This is a genomic window from Kineothrix sp. IPX-CK, from assembly GCF_039134705.1.
GTDB classification, from domain to species: Bacteria; Bacillota; Clostridia; order Lachnospirales; family Lachnospiraceae; genus Kineothrix; species Kineothrix sedimenti.
Map to the genome: position 1 here is coordinate 579,620 of NZ_CP146256.1, position 17,883 is coordinate 597,502.

Annotated in this window: 12 protein-coding genes and 1 riboswitch; of the genes, 10 read left to right on the forward strand and 2 right to left on the reverse strand. The window is 46.0% G+C overall.

Going from position 1 to position 17,883, the window contains the following annotated elements; genetic code table 11:
• Positions 1–392 precede the first annotated feature (392 nt).
• Both V6984_RS02640 and V6984_RS02645 read left to right on the forward strand, forming a co-directional pair.
• Positions 393–1,010, forward strand: a complete 618-nt coding sequence (locus V6984_RS02640) for a hypothetical protein (RefSeq protein WP_342758265.1) — start codon at positions 393–395, stop codon at positions 1,008–1,010.
• A gap of 1 nt (position 1,011) precedes the next feature.
• The gene (locus V6984_RS02645; RefSeq protein ID WP_342758266.1) at positions 1,012–1,575 is read left to right on the forward strand and encodes a flavin reductase family protein; all 564 of its coding nucleotides are present in this window, start codon (positions 1,012–1,014) and stop codon (positions 1,573–1,575) included.
• Between the two features lie 63 nt (positions 1,576–1,638).
• On the opposite strand, the gene V6984_RS02650 is transcribed toward V6984_RS02645, so the two are convergent.
• The gene (locus tag V6984_RS02650) at positions 1,639–2,871 is read right to left on the reverse strand and encodes a DNA polymerase IV (protein WP_342758267.1); all 1,233 of its coding nucleotides are present in this window, start codon (positions 2,869–2,871) and stop codon (positions 1,639–1,641) included.
• A gap of 214 nt (positions 2,872–3,085) precedes the next feature.
• On the opposite strand from V6984_RS02650, the gene V6984_RS02655 reads away from it, so the two are divergent.
• Both V6984_RS02655 and V6984_RS02660 read left to right on the forward strand, forming a co-directional pair.
• Positions 3,086–4,666 (forward strand): M23 family metallopeptidase, encoded by a 1,581-nt coding sequence (locus V6984_RS02655; RefSeq protein WP_342758268.1) that lies wholly within the window; start codon positions 3,086–3,088, stop codon positions 4,664–4,666.
• 155 nt (positions 4,667–4,821) lie between these two features.
• The gene (locus tag V6984_RS02660; RefSeq protein WP_342758269.1) at positions 4,822–6,114 is read left to right on the forward strand and encodes a UDP-N-acetylglucosamine 1-carboxyvinyltransferase; all 1,293 of its coding nucleotides are present in this window, start codon (positions 4,822–4,824) and stop codon (positions 6,112–6,114) included.
• A gap of 83 nt (positions 6,115–6,197) precedes the next feature.
• On the opposite strand, the gene V6984_RS02665 is transcribed toward V6984_RS02660, so the two are convergent.
• The gene (locus tag V6984_RS02665) at positions 6,198–7,274 is read right to left on the reverse strand and encodes an HD-GYP domain-containing protein (protein WP_342758270.1); all 1,077 of its coding nucleotides are present in this window, start codon (positions 7,272–7,274) and stop codon (positions 6,198–6,200) included.
• A 169-nt stretch (positions 7,275–7,443) separates the two neighbouring features.
• Positions 7,444–7,560: riboswitch (SAM riboswitch) on the forward strand.
• Between the two features lie 118 nt (positions 7,561–7,678).
• Between V6984_RS02665 and metK the strand changes: the two genes are divergently transcribed.
• The 6 genes from metK (at position 7,679) to proC (ending at position 17,783) form a co-directional block, all read left to right on the forward strand.
• Positions 7,679–8,881, forward strand: a complete 1,203-nt coding sequence (metK, locus tag V6984_RS02670; protein WP_342758271.1) for a methionine adenosyltransferase — start codon at positions 7,679–7,681, stop codon at positions 8,879–8,881.
• Positions 8,882–9,415: 534 nt separating this feature from the next.
• Entirely contained in the window at positions 9,416–11,239 is a 1,824-nt protein-coding gene (glmS, locus tag V6984_RS02675) for a glutamine--fructose-6-phosphate transaminase (isomerizing) (protein ID WP_342758272.1), read from the forward strand.
• Between the two features lie 316 nt (positions 11,240–11,555).
• Complete coding sequence (locus V6984_RS02680) at positions 11,556–15,005, forward strand: DNA polymerase III subunit alpha (RefSeq protein WP_342758273.1); 3,450 nt, start codon at positions 11,556–11,558, stop codon at positions 15,003–15,005.
• A 120-nt stretch (positions 15,006–15,125) separates the two neighbouring features.
• A complete protein-coding gene (gene pfkA, locus V6984_RS02685; protein ID WP_342758274.1) occupies positions 15,126–16,100 on the forward strand; it encodes a 6-phosphofructokinase in 975 nt (324 codons plus the stop codon).
• 91 nt (positions 16,101–16,191) lie between these two features.
• A complete protein-coding gene (locus V6984_RS02690) occupies positions 16,192–16,971 on the forward strand; it encodes an RNA methyltransferase (RefSeq protein WP_342759930.1) in 780 nt (259 codons plus the stop codon).
• Between the two features lie 17 nt (positions 16,972–16,988).
• On the forward strand, positions 16,989–17,783 hold the full coding sequence (gene proC / locus V6984_RS02695; protein ID WP_342758275.1) for a pyrroline-5-carboxylate reductase: 795 nt from the start codon (positions 16,989–16,991) through the stop codon (positions 17,781–17,783).
• Positions 17,784–17,883: the final 100 nt, after the last annotated feature.

Below are 17,883 nucleotides of genomic sequence, written 5' to 3' on the forward strand. Positions count from 1 at the left end.
CTAATCTCTATAGGAAAGATCCTGTTAGATAAAGTGATAAGGCTCTGAATGGGAATATGCCTGTCCTAAAATGAGGAGTGCCCAGGCACCTTTCAGCGTCTGGGCTATTATGAAAAAATTTATCTATATGTGTAATGAAAAACATTACGGTCTATCTCGTCTGTTATGTGATTAGTATAGCAATTATTTATGAACAAACTATGAACGGCATGTAAAAAGAACGTTAATATTTACAAAACTAAAAAAAATACATAAATAAATTTTAACAAATTGCACAAAAAGATTGGAACTGTTGTAAATAAAAACGAAAAATGATAATATATTAAGCAGAAAACACGTGAAGGAAAAAACAGTGGGGGAACGGTAAACAGACCATGTTTGGAGGAAAATGGATGGACAATTTTATGGATAAAATCGCTCAAAAATTGAGCTCGCAGGAGGCAATCCGTGCGAACTCGGCTGCGGATGCTGCTCAGATGGAGAAGCTTCAGGCACAGGTAGAGGAATACGATGCCTGCATGAAGGAGATGCGGAAGCTGAATCTGAAAAATATCGAAAATGAGCAGAAAATCAAGGAGCTGCTAGGGAATAGTATAGAGCAGCTCAATAAGCTTTTTGATGAGAACAGCCTCAGACTGAAAATGCTGACGGAAGAATGTATTGCCAAAATTCAGGCTGCGAAGGGCGAAGAGGAGAAAAAGGCGGATGCAGAGGAGTCTTTAATGGAGATCAAAGAGACAGCGGCAGCTAATATGGCGAAGCTGGAAGAGCTTTTTAAGGAGTCCGACGATTTTGTACATAAGGAAAATGTCAAGGTATACCGCAATGTACAGGCGGTGGTCGTAGAAGAGCTGGAGAAACAGACGAAGGCTCTTATGGATAGTGAGACGAAGTCTGTAAATGAGAATAAGAAAAAGGATAAGAGTGTTTTGGCTATTGGAATCATTATCCTTGTGGTTTCACTGGCCAATATGGGACTTTTGATCGCTCATATACTGGGGGTTTTATAATATGGGGAAACAGAGCTGGAAGCCGGGGAACATGCTTTACCCCCTTCCTGTGGTGCTGGTGAGTGCGGCGGATAAGAACGGAGAAAAGAATATATTTACGGTAGCGTGGGCGGGAACTATTTGCAGTGACCCTCCGATGGTATCTATATCGGTACGGCCGGAGAGGTATTCCTACCATATGATAGAAGAGACCGGAGAATTCGTGATTAATCTGACAACGGAGAAGCTGACTTATGCGACAGATTACTGCGGAGTCAGAAGCGGAAGGAACATAGACAAGTTTAAAGAACTGGGACTGACAGCAGCAACTGCTGATATCGTAAAGGCACCGCTGCTGGTGGAAAGTCCGGTGAATATTGAGTGTACGGTGAAGGAGATCAGGAAGCTGGGCACTCATGATATGTTTATTGCACAAGTGGTGGCGGTTCATGCGGATGAGGAATTTATGGATGAGAAGAATAAATTCCATTTTGAGACGGCACAGCCTATTGTTTATTCTCATGGGGCCTATATGTCTCTTGGGAAGCAGATAGGGACGTTTGGGTATAGTGTGAAAAAGAAATAATATTAGAGAAAGCAGAAGAGCCTTCGCAGCTGAGCCTTTGAATGCCGGCATGGAGGCGCTTTTTCATATATTCTCGTCATGAAAAAAGCTTCCTCTCATAACGGAATCCGGTCCGAATTTCTTCCGTATGGAATCCAGCGCCATGTCCAGTTTTTCCTGCTTTTTGGAAGTCGGTCCTCCTGATGTCTTTTCCTGAATATCGAAGAGGCTTAATTGAACAGGCTCTTCGTCGGAAACCAGCTTGGATGTTCTTACACCGAGAAGCCGGATAGGGGTTCCGTTCCAGATTTCGTCGAAGAGGGAACAGGCGGTTTTGTAAATGACATCTGTGGTGCAGGTAGGGGAGAACAGGGTTGTTTGGTGGGACACGCTCTGAAAGGTATTGTATTTGAGTTCGGTACTGATCATACTGGCTAGCTGTGCGGATTTTCTAAGCCTGCCGGCTACCGTCTCGGAAAGGCTTAACAGGATTTTATAGGCTTCCTCCTTTGTGACGGCATCTTCTCTTAGTGTGGTGGAATTACCGATACCTTTTGCATTTATCTGTTCTGAGATCACTTCGGAGCTGTCGATTCCGTTGGCGTATTGCCACAGCAAAATACCATGGCTCTTTAAATGGGCTGATAATATAAAGATGTCAGCCCCGGCGAGATCTCCTATGGTAAGAATCTCCAGTTTATGCAGCGTTTCGGCGCTGGAGCGGCCGCACATATATAAGGAAGAGACTGGAAGAGGCCAAAGCTTTTTTTCGATTTCACCGGTATATAAAGTATGCACCAGATTTGGTTTTCTGAAGTCGGAAGCCATTTTTGCAAGCACTTTTCTGTTGGATATTCCTACGTTTACCGTATAACCGAATTTTTCATAGATATGGTCCTTTATGATGTGAGCGGCTTCCAGAGGAGAAGGATATTTGTCAGCTATGGGAGTATAGTCCATATAGCATTCGTCCACACTGACCTGCTCCAGATCAGGGCAGATGTCATATAAAAAGGCCATAAGCTCCCGAGATCTACGGTGGTAAAGGTTGTGATCCGGCGGAGCGATTATGAGATGAGGACATTTTCGAAGCGCACTTACGATAGGCTCCCCGGTCTTTACATGGTAAGTCTTGGCGGGTATCGACTTAGCCAGGACGACGCCCCGGCGGCGTTCAATATCTCCGCCGATGATAGAAGGAATTTCTCTTAAGTCCTGTTCGGCGCCTTCTTCCAATTTTTTCAAGGCACTCCAGCTAAGGTAAGCGGAATTTACGTCGATATGAAAGATGATTTTTTCTTTATTTTCCTTGTTCATGCCGCAGCCTCCTGTTATTTTTAGCATCTTGCAATAACTATTCTAGCATTATTTTTGTGATTTGACATTAACAATAATTTAACATTTCCTTTACAACTAAAATAAATGCTGATAAAATAAAAATGTTACGATTTTATTACAAAATATAAACTTAATTATAAATTTTGTTTAAAGCGCAAAGCCGACAGATTTTGAAAGGGTCATGGTTATCGCTATGAAAAAAATCACGAAATATTATAAAAGATTACAAATACGTTCCATTAAAATAGCTGTGTTGGCTGTTATTGCCAGCATATTTTTTATGCCTTCCTATACTAAAATCGAAAGTACGGGAGATAATATGTTTACGGTGTTTTTAAACGGAACGGATGTAGGAAAAGTCGGCGACACCGTGGTTGCGGAGGAAGCTTTGAAGGAGGCGAGAAAGGCGCTTGCAGGCGACGGCGAAGAACTGCTTTTAATCGACAGCGATCTGGAACTTAAGGGAGAAGAGGTGTTCTGGGGGCATATCGACGATAAGTCCGTCATTGCCCAGAATATGGAGAATGTTCTGGAAAACAATATTAAAAAAACGCTGCACCGTTCCTATACGGTAAAGATAAACGAATATACTGTTAACCTTGCCAGCAAAGAAGAAGTCCTGCAGCTATTGCAGGCTTCTATCGATAAATATGATCCTGAGGATCAGTACTATGTGGATCTCATACTGGATTGTTCGAGGGAATTGAATGTTTTGACAACCAGTGTGGTTTCCAGAGCGCAACAGCAGGAGGAAAAGGCAGAGCAGGAGGTACTGGCCTGCGTTGGAATTTATGAGAGGCTGAATGAAATTTTCGATGCCGTAGAACCGGCGGGGGAGAAGGATTTCTCCGACTATGAGCTGGGACTTAAGTCGTTAGAGTTCGCAGATTCGGTGGAGGTAGTGGAGTCCTATCTTTCAGAGGATGAATTGATGCCCCTTGGTGAAGCTATTGAGGAGGTTACCAAGGAACAGGAGAAGAATCAGATATATGAAGTAGTATCGGGAGACACCTTGTCGAAAATCGCGTCGGAAAATAATCTGACCATAGAGAAGCTTATCGAGATGAATGATACGATCGAAAGCGAGACCTCCACCATCCGCGTGGGAGATGAAATCATTGTAACGGTGCCGGAGCCGGAATTGTCCGTAGAGCGGCAGGAGGAGGTATATTATGAAGAGGATTATGAAGCTGAGGTAGTCTATGTGGACAACGACGACTGGTATACTACGGAAAGCGTAACCAGACAGGAACCGTCGGCAGGACACCGAAAAGTAGTGGCGATTGTTTCCTACAGAAATAATGCGGAGCTGTCCAGGGAGATTGTAAAAGAAGAGGTTACCTATCAAGCGGTGCCCAAAATCGTGGAACGGGGAACGAAGATACCTCCTACTTACATCAAACCGATTTCCGGCGGACGTCTTTCCTCGGGCTTTGGAGCCAGAAGCAGGCCGACCAAGGGAGCAAGCACCTTCCATAAGGGGATAGACTGGGCGACTCCGGTGGGAACTGCAGTTATGGCCTCCTCGGCAGGAACTGTTGCGAAGGCCGGGTGGGGAAGCGGCTACGGGTATGTGGTATATATTAATCATGCTGACGGAAGACAGACGAGATATGGACATTTGAGCAAGGTTCTCGTTTCTGTAGGACAGACGGTATCGCAGGGACAGAAGATTGCCCTCAGCGGAAATACAGGCGTCAGCTCAGGGCCTCATGTTCATTTTGAGATACTGATTGGAGGCAGTCAGGTGAACCCTTTAAAATATCTGAATTAAAAATTTTATGCTGAAATTTCAGGATGAAATGCACCATTTACAAATGTTCAATTTATGGTATAATCATAAAGATAAGATTGATGGTTAAATTTTGCTGACCGGAGCGGGGGCGGCGAGGTTATAAATAGAAATAGGGATTAGATAGAGGGTACACCATGGAACAATACGCAATAAAGGGTGGAAATCCGTTAGTTGGCGAAGTAGAAATAGGCGGTGCGAAGAATGCGGCGCTTGCTATTTTGGCGGCAGCTATTATGACGGATGAGACTGTAGTAATAGAAAATGTGCCTGACGTTCGCGATACGAATGTGCTGATTCAGGCGATGGAAAGTATCGGCGTCATTATAAACAGAATAGACAGACATACGGTAAAAATAAATGCATCCCACATTCACAATCTTGTTATCGAGGATGATTTTATTAAAAAAATCAGGGCTTCCTATTATTTGCTGGGAGCCTTACTTGGAAAATATAAAAAGGCAGAGGTGGCGCTGCCGGGAGGCTGCAATATCGGTTTAAGGCCGATAGACCAGCATATCAAAGGGTTCCGCGCTTTGGGAGCCGATGTCCGGATTGAGCACGGCCTTATTATTACCGATGCGGAAGAGCTTCGTGGAAGCAACATTTATTTGGATGTGGTTTCGGTGGGCGCTACGATTAACGTCATGATGGCGGCTGTTATGGCTGAAGGAAAGACGACGATTGAGAATGCTGCGAAGGAACCGCATGTGGTCGACTTGGCGAACTTTTTGAATAGTATGGGAGCTGACGTCAAGGGTGCCGGTACCGATGTGATACGAATTAAAGGAGTTCCCAAGCTCCATGGCAGTGAATATACGATTATTCCGGATCAGATAGAGGCAGGAACGTTTATGTTCGCGGCGGCGGTTACCAGGGGGGATGTTACCGTGAAGAACGTCATCCCGAAGCATTTGGAATCTATCAGTTCCAAGCTGCTGGAAATCGGCTGTGAGGTGGAGGAATCGGACGATGCGGTGCGCGTAGTATCTGCAAAGGCATTGACCCATACTCATGTGAAGACCCTTCCTTACCCCGGATTTCCTACCGATATGCAGCCGCAGATTGTGGTTGCCCTCGGGCTTTCCGCAGGAACGAGCATCGTAACGGAGAGTATATTTGAAAACCGTTTTAAATATGTGGACGAGCTTACCAGGATGGGAGCAAGTATCAAGGTGGAAGGTAATACTGCAATTATCGATGGCGTAGAGCGTTACACAGGAGCGAGCATCTCTGCTCCGGATCTTCGTGCGGGTGCGTCGCTTGTGCTGGCAGGGCTTGCGGCGGAAGGAATCACCGTTGTGGACGATATCAGATTTATTGAGCGGGGATATGAGGATTTTCATTTGAAGCTCAAGGCTCTGGGGGCGCAGATTGACAGGGTGAATACGGACCGCGAGCTGCAGAAGTTTAAATTGAAGGTAGGTTAAGACCATTTGGCAGATGGGAACAATAGAAAAGACACATGAGGCAGAAATGCTTCTGTGTCTTTTTAAGTGCGTGTATTTATCTCCTATAATATTGCATCGATAAACAGATGCGGTTCCTGCGAAAGGTTAATATATTTTTCTCCGACCTTAATGGTAGGTTTGGATAGTTTATGGGGATTGATATATACAATTTTTCCCACTTCCCCATTGGTCAGGCGGACGTCGTGCAAAAGATAGGTATCCACGATATTTTCGAGGAAAGTAAGGATGTATTTCGAATCGTACTTTTGAAAACCTTCATTTTCGAAGGTCTCGATTACCTTGAAGGGACACAACGGACCGCGGTAAACACGTGCACTTGTCATAGCGTCGTATACGTCGGCTATGGCTACTATTTTAGCGTAAGGGTCGATGCTGCCGGATGTGAGTCCCAAGGGATAGCCGGAACCGTCGCAGCGCTCGTGATGCATCAGTGCAGCGTTCTTAATATGAATGCTCAGCGGATAATTTTCCAGCATCTTGTAAGATTCTTTAGGATGTGTCTTAACCACGCTTAGCTCCCATGCCGTGAGCTTCCCGGGCTTCTTGAGAATTTTTTCGGGTACTTTGATCTTGCCGATATCGTGTAAAAGACCGCTTAGCGTAGCGATGCGGATTTCTTCTTCGTCCATTCGCAGCCAATGGGCGAAAATGTTACAAATCAAGCCTACATTCATGCAGTGCACATAGGTTACGTCATCCAGCTGGCGCATGCTGTGAAGCATATCGAATACGTTGACATATTTATTCTCGGAAGAAAGCAAAGACAAAGCATGTTCGATTAACTGGTCTGCATCCAGTTCACCGTTATCTCCTACAAAATTATCTATGACACCCTTGAAATGATCCGTTTCCCTGGAGAAGTCCTCTTGAAAACGCTGGAATTCAGGAGACTGCTTCAGGCGCTCCGAATATGAGGTATCCTCCTCGATCCGAGTCTCTGGGGTCTCCACGACCTTGTCCTCAATTCGTACATTGATGATGGAATAAAACTCCAGTTTGGTAATCGCTTTATCTGTCAGAATCAGCCCTCTTGGCAGAATTAAGTGATTGTTGTAGTTATAAACATCCTCCGCCGTTACCATACCCGGTATCAGCCCCGATGTGTTTACTCTCCTCATGTTTCTCCCTCCGAAATACAATATTTACCCCGTTAACATTTGTTACAATATAGCGAATGTTATAAAAATTATAGGAGTTTTGGCGAATATTGTCAATAAAATACATTGACAAAATAGCAAAACTATTGTATTTTAAAAAAAGATATGAAAATTCCATATTGTAAAGAATCTCTTATTCAGAGTGGTGGAGGTACATAGGACCTATGAAGCCACGGCAACCCCTAGCGAGGAAGGTGCCTGCCTGAGCGAGTAATCTGTCATAATACGGCAGTTCGAACGATAAGAGGATTTGATTATCGATTATCGAGTCCGCTTCTTGTAAGCGGACATTTTTATATTATTGATATTTTTTCTCATAATATAAACGATGCACAACACAATCCACATTATAAGGAGGAATCGGAATGGAAAAATTTTTATTTACTTCGGAATCAGTTACAGAGGGGCATCCTGACAAAGTCTGCGATGCCATTTCTGATGCGGTACTTGACTCACTGATGGAAAAGGATCCTATGAGCCGTGTTGCCTGTGAAGTAGCGACCTGTACAGGCTTTGTACTGGTAACAGGAGAAATTACTACGAACGCTTACGTAGATATACAGAAAATAGCTCGTGAAACGATTAAGGAAATCGGTTATACGAAATCTGAATATGGTTTCGACGGCAATACCTGTGCGGTACTGGTAGCTATCGATGAGCAGTCCTCTGATATCGCAATGGGCGTGGACAAGGCACTTGAAGCGAAGCAGCAGGAAGCGGCTGAAAACAAGATGACCGATGCACAGATCGAAGCCATCGGTGCCGGCGATCAGGGTATGATGTTCGGTTATGCAACGAACGAAACAGAGGAATATATGCCTTATTCTATCTCCCTCGCTCACAAGCTGGCACTTCAGCTTACCAAGGTGCGAAAGGATGGAACCTTAAAATATTTAAGGCCTGACGGAAAGAGTCAGGTTTCCGTAGAATATGACAAAGACGGAAAGCCTCTGCGCCTGGAGGCCGTGGTGCTTTCCACACAGCACGATGAAGAAGTGACTCAGGAGCAGATTCATGAAGATATCAAGAAATATGTATTCGATGTAATACTCCCGAAGGAATTGATCGATGCGGATACGAAATTCTTTATCAATCCCACCGGCCGTTTCGTTATCGGCGGACCTCACGGAGACGCGGGGCTTACGGGACGTAAAATCATCGTCGATACTTACGGCGGCTATGCCCGTCATGGCGGCGGCGCATTCTCCGGCAAAGACTGCACTAAGGTAGACCGCTCCGCAGCTTACGCGGCCCGCTATGTAGCGAAAAACATCGTGGCAGCCAGCATCTCCGAAAAGTGCGAGATTCAGCTTTCCTATGCCATCGGCGTAGCACAGCCTACCTCCATCATGGTAGACACCTTCGGAACAGGGAAAATCGAAGATGAAAAGCTGATAGAAATCATCCGTGAGAACTTCGATCTTCGCCCGGCAGGTATCATCAAAATGTTGGACCTTCGCCGCCCGATCTACAGACAGACAGCCGCTTACGGACATTTCGGCCGAAACGATCTGGATTTGCCATGGGAGAAGCTGGACAAGGTGGATTTACTCAGAAAATATTTATAATATAGTCAAATGCCCCGCAGCAAGTTGCGGGGCATTTAACTCACGCAGAGTGTGCCGGTATAGAAACCCTGATGTTTCTGTGCCGGCATATTTACATAAAATTTTTGCGATCCGGCAGTTTCACAATTCCGTTACTGAGAACGGAGTGACAGTAACACAATTCCCCAATAATTATAAGATATATAGAGGGGAAAGTTTACAGAAAAAAAGAAGTATGATATAATGCCACAAGTAATCAGTACCTTGAAAATTGAATAGACGATTGCATTCATTTCAGATACACAAAACCTGATGTGTATCGGTAGAATAATTTCCCATATTTTCCCATCTAGCGCCATGTACCTGCCCTGAGCGAAAAGGCAGGTTAACGAGGGAGGAAGGTTATCGAAAATTCGGCGGATACCTTCCCGTACTCCTCCGGTGCGAGATATACCGGCAAATATGCAGGTAACTGCAAAACAAAGACGGTATAACGGAGGACTTATTGGTTTATCATTAAAAATAAGAATTATGAATGAAAGATGAGGAAAATTTATGTGTGGAATTATTGGATATACAGGTAAAAATGCGGCGAAGGATATTATGCTCGATGCCTTGGAAACGTTGGAATACAGAGGCTACGACAGTGCGGGTATCGCAATATGCGAAAGCGGATCGGAGCAGACACGGATTTATAAATGTGCGGGAAGAGTAAAAGATTTAAGAAATCTGTGTGAAAATAAGACGATAGAGGGCAACTGCGGTATCGGCCATACCAGATGGGCCACCCACGGCGGAGTGAGCGACGAGAATGCGCACCCCCACAAATATGAAAAGGTAACGGTAATTCATAACGGTATTATTGAAAATTACCGCGATCTGATCAGAAAATACGATTTATGCGACAAGCTTCATTCTCAGACGGACAGCGAGGTAGTAGCGGCAGTACTTTCCCATTTTTATACAGGAGACCCATATTCGGCCATTCAGAAAACAGTTCTGAAGCTCAAAGGAACCTTTGCGCTCGGAATCATTTTCGAGGATATGCCGGGTTTTGTTTTTGCGGTCAGAAATGTGAGTCCCATCGTAGTCGCTAAAACGGAAAGCGGTACCATGCTGGCTTCTGATGTAACAGTCTTGGGGCAGTACTCTAAGGATTATTTTGTGTTGCCTGAAGGCCACATACTGACGATGAAAGCGGACGGTGCAGAGCTCTGCGATATGTCAGGAGAGCCTGTCTTGCCGGAATGGCTGACGATAAGCTGGGACACCAACCGCAGCAGTAAAGGCGGCTATCCCTTTTATATGGAAAAAGAAATCATGGAGCAGCCGGAGGTAATCGCAGAAACTATCGAGCCAAGAATCAAAGACGGCATTCCGGACTTCGCGGAGGATGAAATCCCGGACAGCTTGCTCAAAGACTGCGACCGTGTCTGCGTAGTCGCCTGCGGAACGGCAATGCACGCGGGCCTGGTAGGAAAAGCACTGCTGCAGTCTCTCGTTCGGATCCACATTGATGTGGAGCTTGCCAGCGAATTCATGTACACAGATACCATTGTGGATGAAAAAACGCTGGTAATAGCCATATCCCAATCGGGAGAGACTATCGATACTCTTGAGGCACTGAAATACGCCAAGAGGAACGGCGCAAAGACACTGTCCATTGTAAACGTAAGAGGCGCATCCATCGCCCGTGAAAGCGAGTACGTCATATACACTAATGCCGGCCCCGAAATCGCAGTGGCAAGCACCAAAGCGTACACGACACAGCTGGCTGTCCTCTATCTGCTCACAGGACGCATGGCCTATGTACGAGGAATCTACGATGCCGGCAGGGCCAGAGAGTTCGCAAGGGAGCTTCTTCGTGTGCCGCAGGTCGTAGCGCAGGTGCTGGACAGACGGGAAGAAATTCACTATATCGCAAGGGGCATTCTAAATGCCAAGGACGTATTCATGATAGGAAGGGGACTGGATCATTCTATCCTTTTGGAAGGATCCCTGAAGCTAAAAGAAGTATCTTATATTCACTCGGAAGCCTACGCGTCGGGAGAGCTCAAACATGGCACCATTGCCCTGATCACCGAGGACACGCCGGTAGTCGCCGTAGTGACGCAGGATAAAGTTCAGTCCAAAGAGTTTTCCAATATCAGAGAAGTTCAATCCAGAGGAGCAGAAGTCATTCTCCTCATGAAAGAAACCTACACTCTTGATAAAGGAACCTCATGGGCAGGCATCTTCAAGCTCCCTGCCATGCGTGATGAATTCATGGTAATGCCCGCCTCGGCAGCCCTCCAGCTTCTTGCCTACTATGTCTCTTTGGATAAAGGCCTGGACGTAGACAAACCGAGAAATCTGGCAAAAGTAGTAACCGTAGAATAATCTATATTAAAACATCTGAAACAGGAAAAGTTGGGAAAGCCCATCGTCCACAAATTATTTGGATGATGGATTGGGAAATTATAAATACCCCCGTCAGGCCTTGTGTATCTGAAATCAATGCAAGTTACTGTTCACTCCGTTCACAGTAACCAAAGCAACTCGTCTTTTTTCTTTTATTTTTAGGTGCTCCCTCATGGTATTTATGATACAATAACTATGTATAAAGAACTAAGGATTACTATTCAACCATCAACACTACGAGGTGTTTTTTGTGAGCGAAGGTCACAGAAAACCCGAGACATAAGGAGCATCCCACATGGCATTCACCCATTTACATGTCCACACAGAATACAGCCTTTTGGACGGTTCCAATAAAATAAAAGAATACGTAAAACGGGTCAAGGAACTCGGCATGGACAGTGCCGCAATCACCGACCACGGAGTTATGTATGGTGTCATCGATTTTTATAAAGAAGCGAAGGCCGCAGGAATCAATCCCGTTCTGGGCTGCGAAGTATATGTAGCGCCTAATTCCCGTTTCGATAAAGAGATTACAGGCGGTGAAGACAGATACTACCATCTCGTACTCCTTGCAGAAAACAACACAGGCTACGCCAACCTCATGAAAATTGTCAGCCGCGGATTTACCGAAGGTTATTACTACAGACCTCGCGTAGATATGGAGGTGCTCAGGGAATTTCATGAAGGAATCATAGCCCTTTCTGCCTGCCTTGCCGGCGAGGTGCAGAGAAATATATCCAAGGGACTGCCGGAGGAGGCCAAAAAAGCGGCCCGCAAGTACGAAGATTGCTTTGGAAAGGGCAATTATTTTCTGGAATTACAGGACCACGGAATCCCGGAGCAGAAGACGGTAAACGCGGCTCTTTTACAAATGAGCAAGGAACTGGATATCCCTCTCGTCGCCACCAACGACGTGCATTATACCTATGCGGAGGATGAGAAGCCCCACGATATTTTGTTGTGTATACAGACCGCCAAGAAGCTTGCCGATGAAGACCGCATGCGCTACGAGGGCGGACAATATTACGTAAAGAGCGAAGAAGAAATGAAGGGGTTGTTCCCCTATGCGTGGGAGGCGGTGGAGAATACCCAGAGAATCGCGGACCGCTGCCATGTGGATATCGAGTTCGGAGTGACCAAGCTACCTCATTTTGAAGTTCCTGAGGGCTATGACTCCTTTACCTATTTGAATAAATTATGTTATGACGGCCTGTACGAGCGATACGGAGAGGTGAGCGAAGAGCTTAAGGAACGCTTGGATTACGAGCTGGGCGTTATCCGCTCCATGGGATATGTGGATTACTTCCTTATCGTATGGGATTTCATAAACTATGCCAAAATGAACGACATCATAGTCGGCCCGGGACGAGGTTCGGCAGCAGGAAGCATCGTGGCTTACTGCCTGAAGATTACGGACATCGACCCGATAAAATATAACCTGCTGTTCGAACGTTTCCTGAATCCGGAGAGAATATCCATGCCGGATATCGATATCGATTTCTGCTTCGAAAGAAGGCAGGAGGTCATCGATTACGTGGGACGTAAATACGGTACGGACAAGGTGGTGCAGATCGTCACCTTCGGTACTATGGCGGCGAAGGGTGTTATCCGCGACGTGGGAAGGGTCATGGACCTGCCTTATGCCTATGTGGATACCATTGCCAAAATGATACCCAATGAGCTGAATATTACGATTGACAGAGCGCTTAGTATCAATCCGGAATTCAGAAAGCTTTACGAGCAGGATGAGCAGGTGCACTATCTCATCGATATGTGTAAGCGTCTGGAGGGTCTTCCCAGACATACCTCCATGCACGCGGCCGGAGTGGTTATCTGCAGCATGCCTGCGGAGGAATTCGTACCCCTTTCCAGAGGAAGCGACGGCTCCATCACCACCCAGTTTCCCATGACTACCATCGAAGAGCTGGGGCTGCTGAAAATGGACTTTCTCGGGCTGCGCACACTTACGGTCATCCAGAATGCGGTCCGCCTGATCGAAAAGGGACACGGCATCAAGCTGGATATGAATGAAATCGATTATGACGATAAAGCGGTACTTTCCTCCGTCGGAACCGGGCGCACAGACGGAATATTCCAGTTGGAAAGCGGCGGCATGAAGAGCTTTATGAAAGAGCTGAAGCCCCAGAACCTGGAGGACATCATAGCGGGAATCTCATTATATCGTCCCGGCCCTATGGATTTCATTCCCAAATATATACAAGGCAAGAATAACCATCATGCCATTACCTATTCCTGCCCTCAGCTAGAGCCTATTCTAAAGCCTACTTACGGCTGTATCGTCTATCAGGAACAGGTTATGCAGATCGTGCGGGATCTGGGTGGTTATACCCTTGGCAGAAGTGATTTGGTAAGGCGTGCCATGAGCAAGAAGAAGCAGTCCGTAATGGAAAAGGAGCGCAGTAACTTCATCTACGGAAACGAAGAGGAGGGCGTTCCGGGCTGTGTGGCCAACGGCATAGACGAAAAGACGGCGAGCAAAATATATGGGGATATGATGGACTTCGCCAAGTATGCCTTTAATAAGTCTCATGCGGCTTGTTATGCGGTGGTTTCTTACCAGACAGCTTATCTAAAATATTATTATCCCGTGGAATTTATGGCGGCTCTTCTTACCTCCGTCATAGATTTTTCCAGTAAGGTTTCGGAATATATCATGACCTGCAGGAGTATGGGAATTGCCATTCTGCCCCCCGATATCAATGCGGGAGAAGCCGGATTCTCCGTAAGCGGCGGCTCAATACGGTATGCGCTTACGGCAATCAAGGGCGTAGGGCGTCCGGTCATCGATGCGGTGGTGAGGGAAAGAGAGGAGCGTGGACCTTACACGAACCTAAATGACTTTATCGTCCGTATGGCTGATAAGGATATGAACAAGCGAACCGTGGAAAATTTTATTAAGTCGGGAGCCCTGGACGACCTGGACGGCACGAGAAAGCAGTTTATGAACGTATACGTGCAGGTCATGGACCGTTTGCATCAGGACAAGAAGAACAATATGGCGGGACAGATTTCCCTCTTCGACATCGTGTCTGAAGAGGAAAAAGAGGATTACGAAATAAAAATGCCCGATGTCGGAGAATATTCCAAAGAAATGCGCCTTGCCTTCGAAAAAGAAGTGCTGGGTATCTACGTCAGCGGACATCCTATGGAGGAATACGAAGAGGTATGGAAGAAAAATACGACCAATACTACGGCGGATTTTCTTCTGGATGAGGAAAGCGGAGAGACCGAGGCCAAGGACGGGGAGTCCGTCACCATCGGCGGTATCATCGCGGATAAAAAAATAAAATATACAAAAAATGATAAGGTGATGGCATTTCTGCAGGTGGAGGATCTGGTAGGAACGGTAGAGGTGATCGTATTCCCCAAGGATTATGAGAAGAATATGGATAAGCTCATAGAGGACAATAAGGTCTTTGTCAAAGGAAGGGTTTCCGTAGAGGAAGATAAGGACGGTAAGCTGATTTGCGAGAGAATTACCGGTTTCGACGAAATAACGAAAAAACTTTGGATCAAGTTTTCCACCAAAGAAGCTTATGATCAGGCGGAGCAGGAACTTCTGGATATTCTGGCGGCTTCCGACGGCAGGGATGCGGTAAGTATTTACGTGGAAAATCCGAAAGCGGTAAAAAATCTGCCTCCAAACAAAAGTGTGAATGCGGATAGAGCGCTGGTGGAAAAACTGGAGATTTTGTATGGTAAAGACAACATAAAAGTGACGTAATTTTGTATAGGGTTAAAAACACGAAGAAAATATATTGAAAACGGTTCCGAAACAAGGTAGAATGTAGTAAGTTAATTATCTATCAAAGCATCCGGGTAAACGGATGGAAGAGGTGTGAAAATGGCAAAAGAGATAAAAACGGTTGGAATATTGACGAGCGGAGGAGATGCGCCGGGAATGAATGCGGCGATTCGCGCCGTAGTAAGAAAGTCGATAGCCAACGGGGTAAAGGTAAAAGGGATAAAAAAAGGTTATCAAGGACTTTTGAATGAAGAGATTATAGATTTGGAGAGAAACAGCGTCTCGGATATCATACAAAGGGGAGGGACGATCCTCGGAACAGCACGCTGTGCAGAATTTAAGACGGAGGAAGGACAGGAGAAAGGTGCGCAGATCTGCAGGAAGCACGGTATAGACGGTCTTGTGGTCATAGGCGGTGACGGCTCGTACCGCGGTGCGCAGGATTTGGCCAGAAGAGGAATCAACACCATTGGAATTCCGGGAACGATTGACTTGGATATCACCTGTACGGACTATACGATTGGCTTCGATACCGCGGTGAATACAGCGATGCAGGCTATCGATAAGGTGCGCGATACGTCTTCTTCTCATGAACGCTGCAGCATTATTGAAGTAATGGGCAGAAACGCAGGCTATATCGCTCTTTGGTGCGGTGTGGCTAACGGTGCGGAGGATATTCTTCTTCCTGAGAAGTACGATTACAATGAGCAGAGAATCATTAACAATATTATCAATAACAGAAAACGCGGAAAGACCCATCATATCATTATCAATGCGGAGGGAATCGGTCATTCTACCTCCATGGCGAGAAGAATAGAGGCGGCTACCGGTATAGAGACCAGAGCGACTATTTTAGGCTACATGCAAAGAGGCGGAAGTCCTACCTGTAAAGACCGTTTTTATGCGTCTATTATGGGTTCCTATGCGGCGGATATTCTCTGTGAGGGTAAGACCAACCGCGTGGTAGGCTATCAGAAGGGCGAATTTCAAGATTTTGATATCGAAGAGGCGCTTGCGATGCAGAAGGGAATACCGGATTACCAATATGAGGTGAGCAGGGCGCTCTCGATGTAAAAAGGCTGAATAGTAACGATAAATATATATTATGGCGGACTCGCATGGAAGTGCTGGTCCGCCTATTGTAAATATGCGGGCGGTGGAAAGTATGATAACGAGCGTAACCAACAAAAAAGTGAAAAGTATCGTACAATTGAATAAAAAGGCCGGGCTGAGAAGAAAAGAGGGCGTTTTCATTGCAGAGGGAATTAAAATGTTTTTGGAGGCGCCTTTAGAGAGTATTCTGGAGGTCTATGTGTCGGAGGACATTCACAAGGTTTCACAGATTGTGCAGAAGCTGGAGCAGTGCAAATATGAAACAGTATCGGAGGAAGTTTTTTCTAAAATATCTGATACCCAGACTCCGCAGGGAATTTTATGTGTGCTAAAGCAGTTTCACTACTCGCTGAAAGACATGCTGGGAGGCGGGGAGGTGCCGCTTTTTCTTGTCGCAGAGGGACTCAGGGATCCCGGAAACCTCGGAACCATCCTTCGTGCCGGAGAAGGTGCGGGGGTGAGCGGAGTGATCATGAGCAAAGATACGGTGGACATATATAATCCGAAGACGATACGCTCCACCATGGGCTCTGTATATCGCGTGCCGTTTTTTTATGCGGATGATATCGTACAGACGGTAAAGGAACTGCAAAAGAACGGGGTTAAGGTATATGCAGCGCATTTAAGGGGAGAGAAGAGCTATTCCCAGTGTGATTATAAGGGAGGTACGGCTTTTTTGATCGGAAATGAGGGCAACGGTTTGTCGGAAGAACTGTCTGAGGCGGCGGATAATTATATAAAGATTCCTATGAAGGGACGGGTGGAATCACTGAATGCGGCAGTTTCTGCGTCTCTTCTTATGTATGAAGCGGCAAGGCAGAGGGAAAATTAGAAACGGAGGGATAAGATATGCGGATAGGATTTATAGGACTAGGAAATATGGCGAAGGCCATCATTGGAGGTATGCTGAAGCAAAATATCGTGACGCAGGCGGAAATCATCGGATCGTCGAAGACGGAGGCGACGATGGAAAAAATGCGCAAGGAATTCGGCATTCGCACCACAGAAAGCAACAAAGAGACGGCGGCGGAAGCGGATGTACTCATTCTTGCGGTAAAGCCCATTTTTTTCCCCGAGGTAATAGCCGAAATACGGGATGAAATAACAGAGGATAAGCTGCTCATCAGCATCGCGGCGGGAAAGACTATGGAGTGGATAGAGAAGGAGTTTGCAAAGCCCATAAAGCTTATCCGCTGCATGCCTAATACCCCGGCGTTAGTAGGAGAAGGATGTACGGCTGTATGTGTCAATTCGTCAGTAAAGAGGGATGAAGAGGAGTTCTGCATAAAGCTGATGGGAAGCTTCGGCAAAGCCATCTCTATTCCAGAGAGGCTGATGGACGCAGCAGGAGCAGTATCCGGCAGCTCTCCGGCTTATGTATTCATGTTTATAGAAGCTATGGCGGATGCAGCGGTAGGGGCTGGAATGCCGAGGAAGCAGGCCTATGAGTTCGCCGCTCAGGCGGTGCTTGGAAGTGCGAAGATGGTATTGGAGACCGGAATGCATCCGGGAGAATTAAAAGACATGGTATGTTCTCCCGGAGGAACCACTATCGAGGGCGTCAGGGTGCTGGAAGAGAAAGGAATGCGCTCGGCGGTAACGGAAGCATTAAGTGCCTGCGTGGAGAAGTCGAAAAAGTTATAAAATTTGTAACATATGTGGGGAAATAAGGAAAAATTATCACATAGTTTTTACGGGACAAGTGTATAAAATCAAGGAAAACAGCGTAAACTTGACAATGACT

Bases quoted from the DNA above. Each gene is read 5' to 3' on its own strand.
- metK (WP_342758271.1), top strand. From the start codon at position 7,679: ATGGAAAAATTTTTATTTACTTCGGAATCAGTTACAGAGGGGCATCCT.
- V6984_RS02655 (WP_342758268.1), top strand. From the start codon at position 3,086: ATGAAAAAAATCACGAAATATTATAAAAGATTACAAATACGTTCCATT.
- V6984_RS02660 (WP_342758269.1), top strand. From the start codon at position 4,822: ATGGAACAATACGCAATAAAGGGTGGAAATCCGTTAGTTGGCGAAGTA.
- V6984_RS02680 (WP_342758273.1), top strand. From the start codon at position 11,556: ATGGCATTCACCCATTTACATGTCCACACAGAATACAGCCTTTTGGAC.
- proC (WP_342758275.1), top strand. From the start codon at position 16,989: ATGCGGATAGGATTTATAGGACTAGGAAATATGGCGAAGGCCATCATT.
- pfkA (WP_342758274.1), top strand. From the start codon at position 15,126: ATGGCAAAAGAGATAAAAACGGTTGGAATATTGACGAGCGGAGGAGAT.
- glmS (WP_342758272.1), top strand. From the start codon at position 9,416: ATGTGTGGAATTATTGGATATACAGGTAAAAATGCGGCGAAGGATATT.
- V6984_RS02640 (WP_342758265.1), top strand. From the start codon at position 393: ATGGACAATTTTATGGATAAAATCGCTCAAAAATTGAGCTCGCAGGAG.
- V6984_RS02690 (WP_342759930.1), top strand. From the start codon at position 16,192: ATGATAACGAGCGTAACCAACAAAAAAGTGAAAAGTATCGTACAATTG.
- V6984_RS02645 (WP_342758266.1), top strand. From the start codon at position 1,012: ATGGGGAAACAGAGCTGGAAGCCGGGGAACATGCTTTACCCCCTTCCT.
- V6984_RS02665 (WP_342758270.1), bottom strand. From the start codon at position 7,274: ATGAGGAGAGTAAACACATCGGGGCTGATACCGGGTATGGTAACGGCG.
- V6984_RS02650 (WP_342758267.1), bottom strand. From the start codon at position 2,871: ATGAACAAGGAAAATAAAGAAAAAATCATCTTTCATATCGACGTAAAT.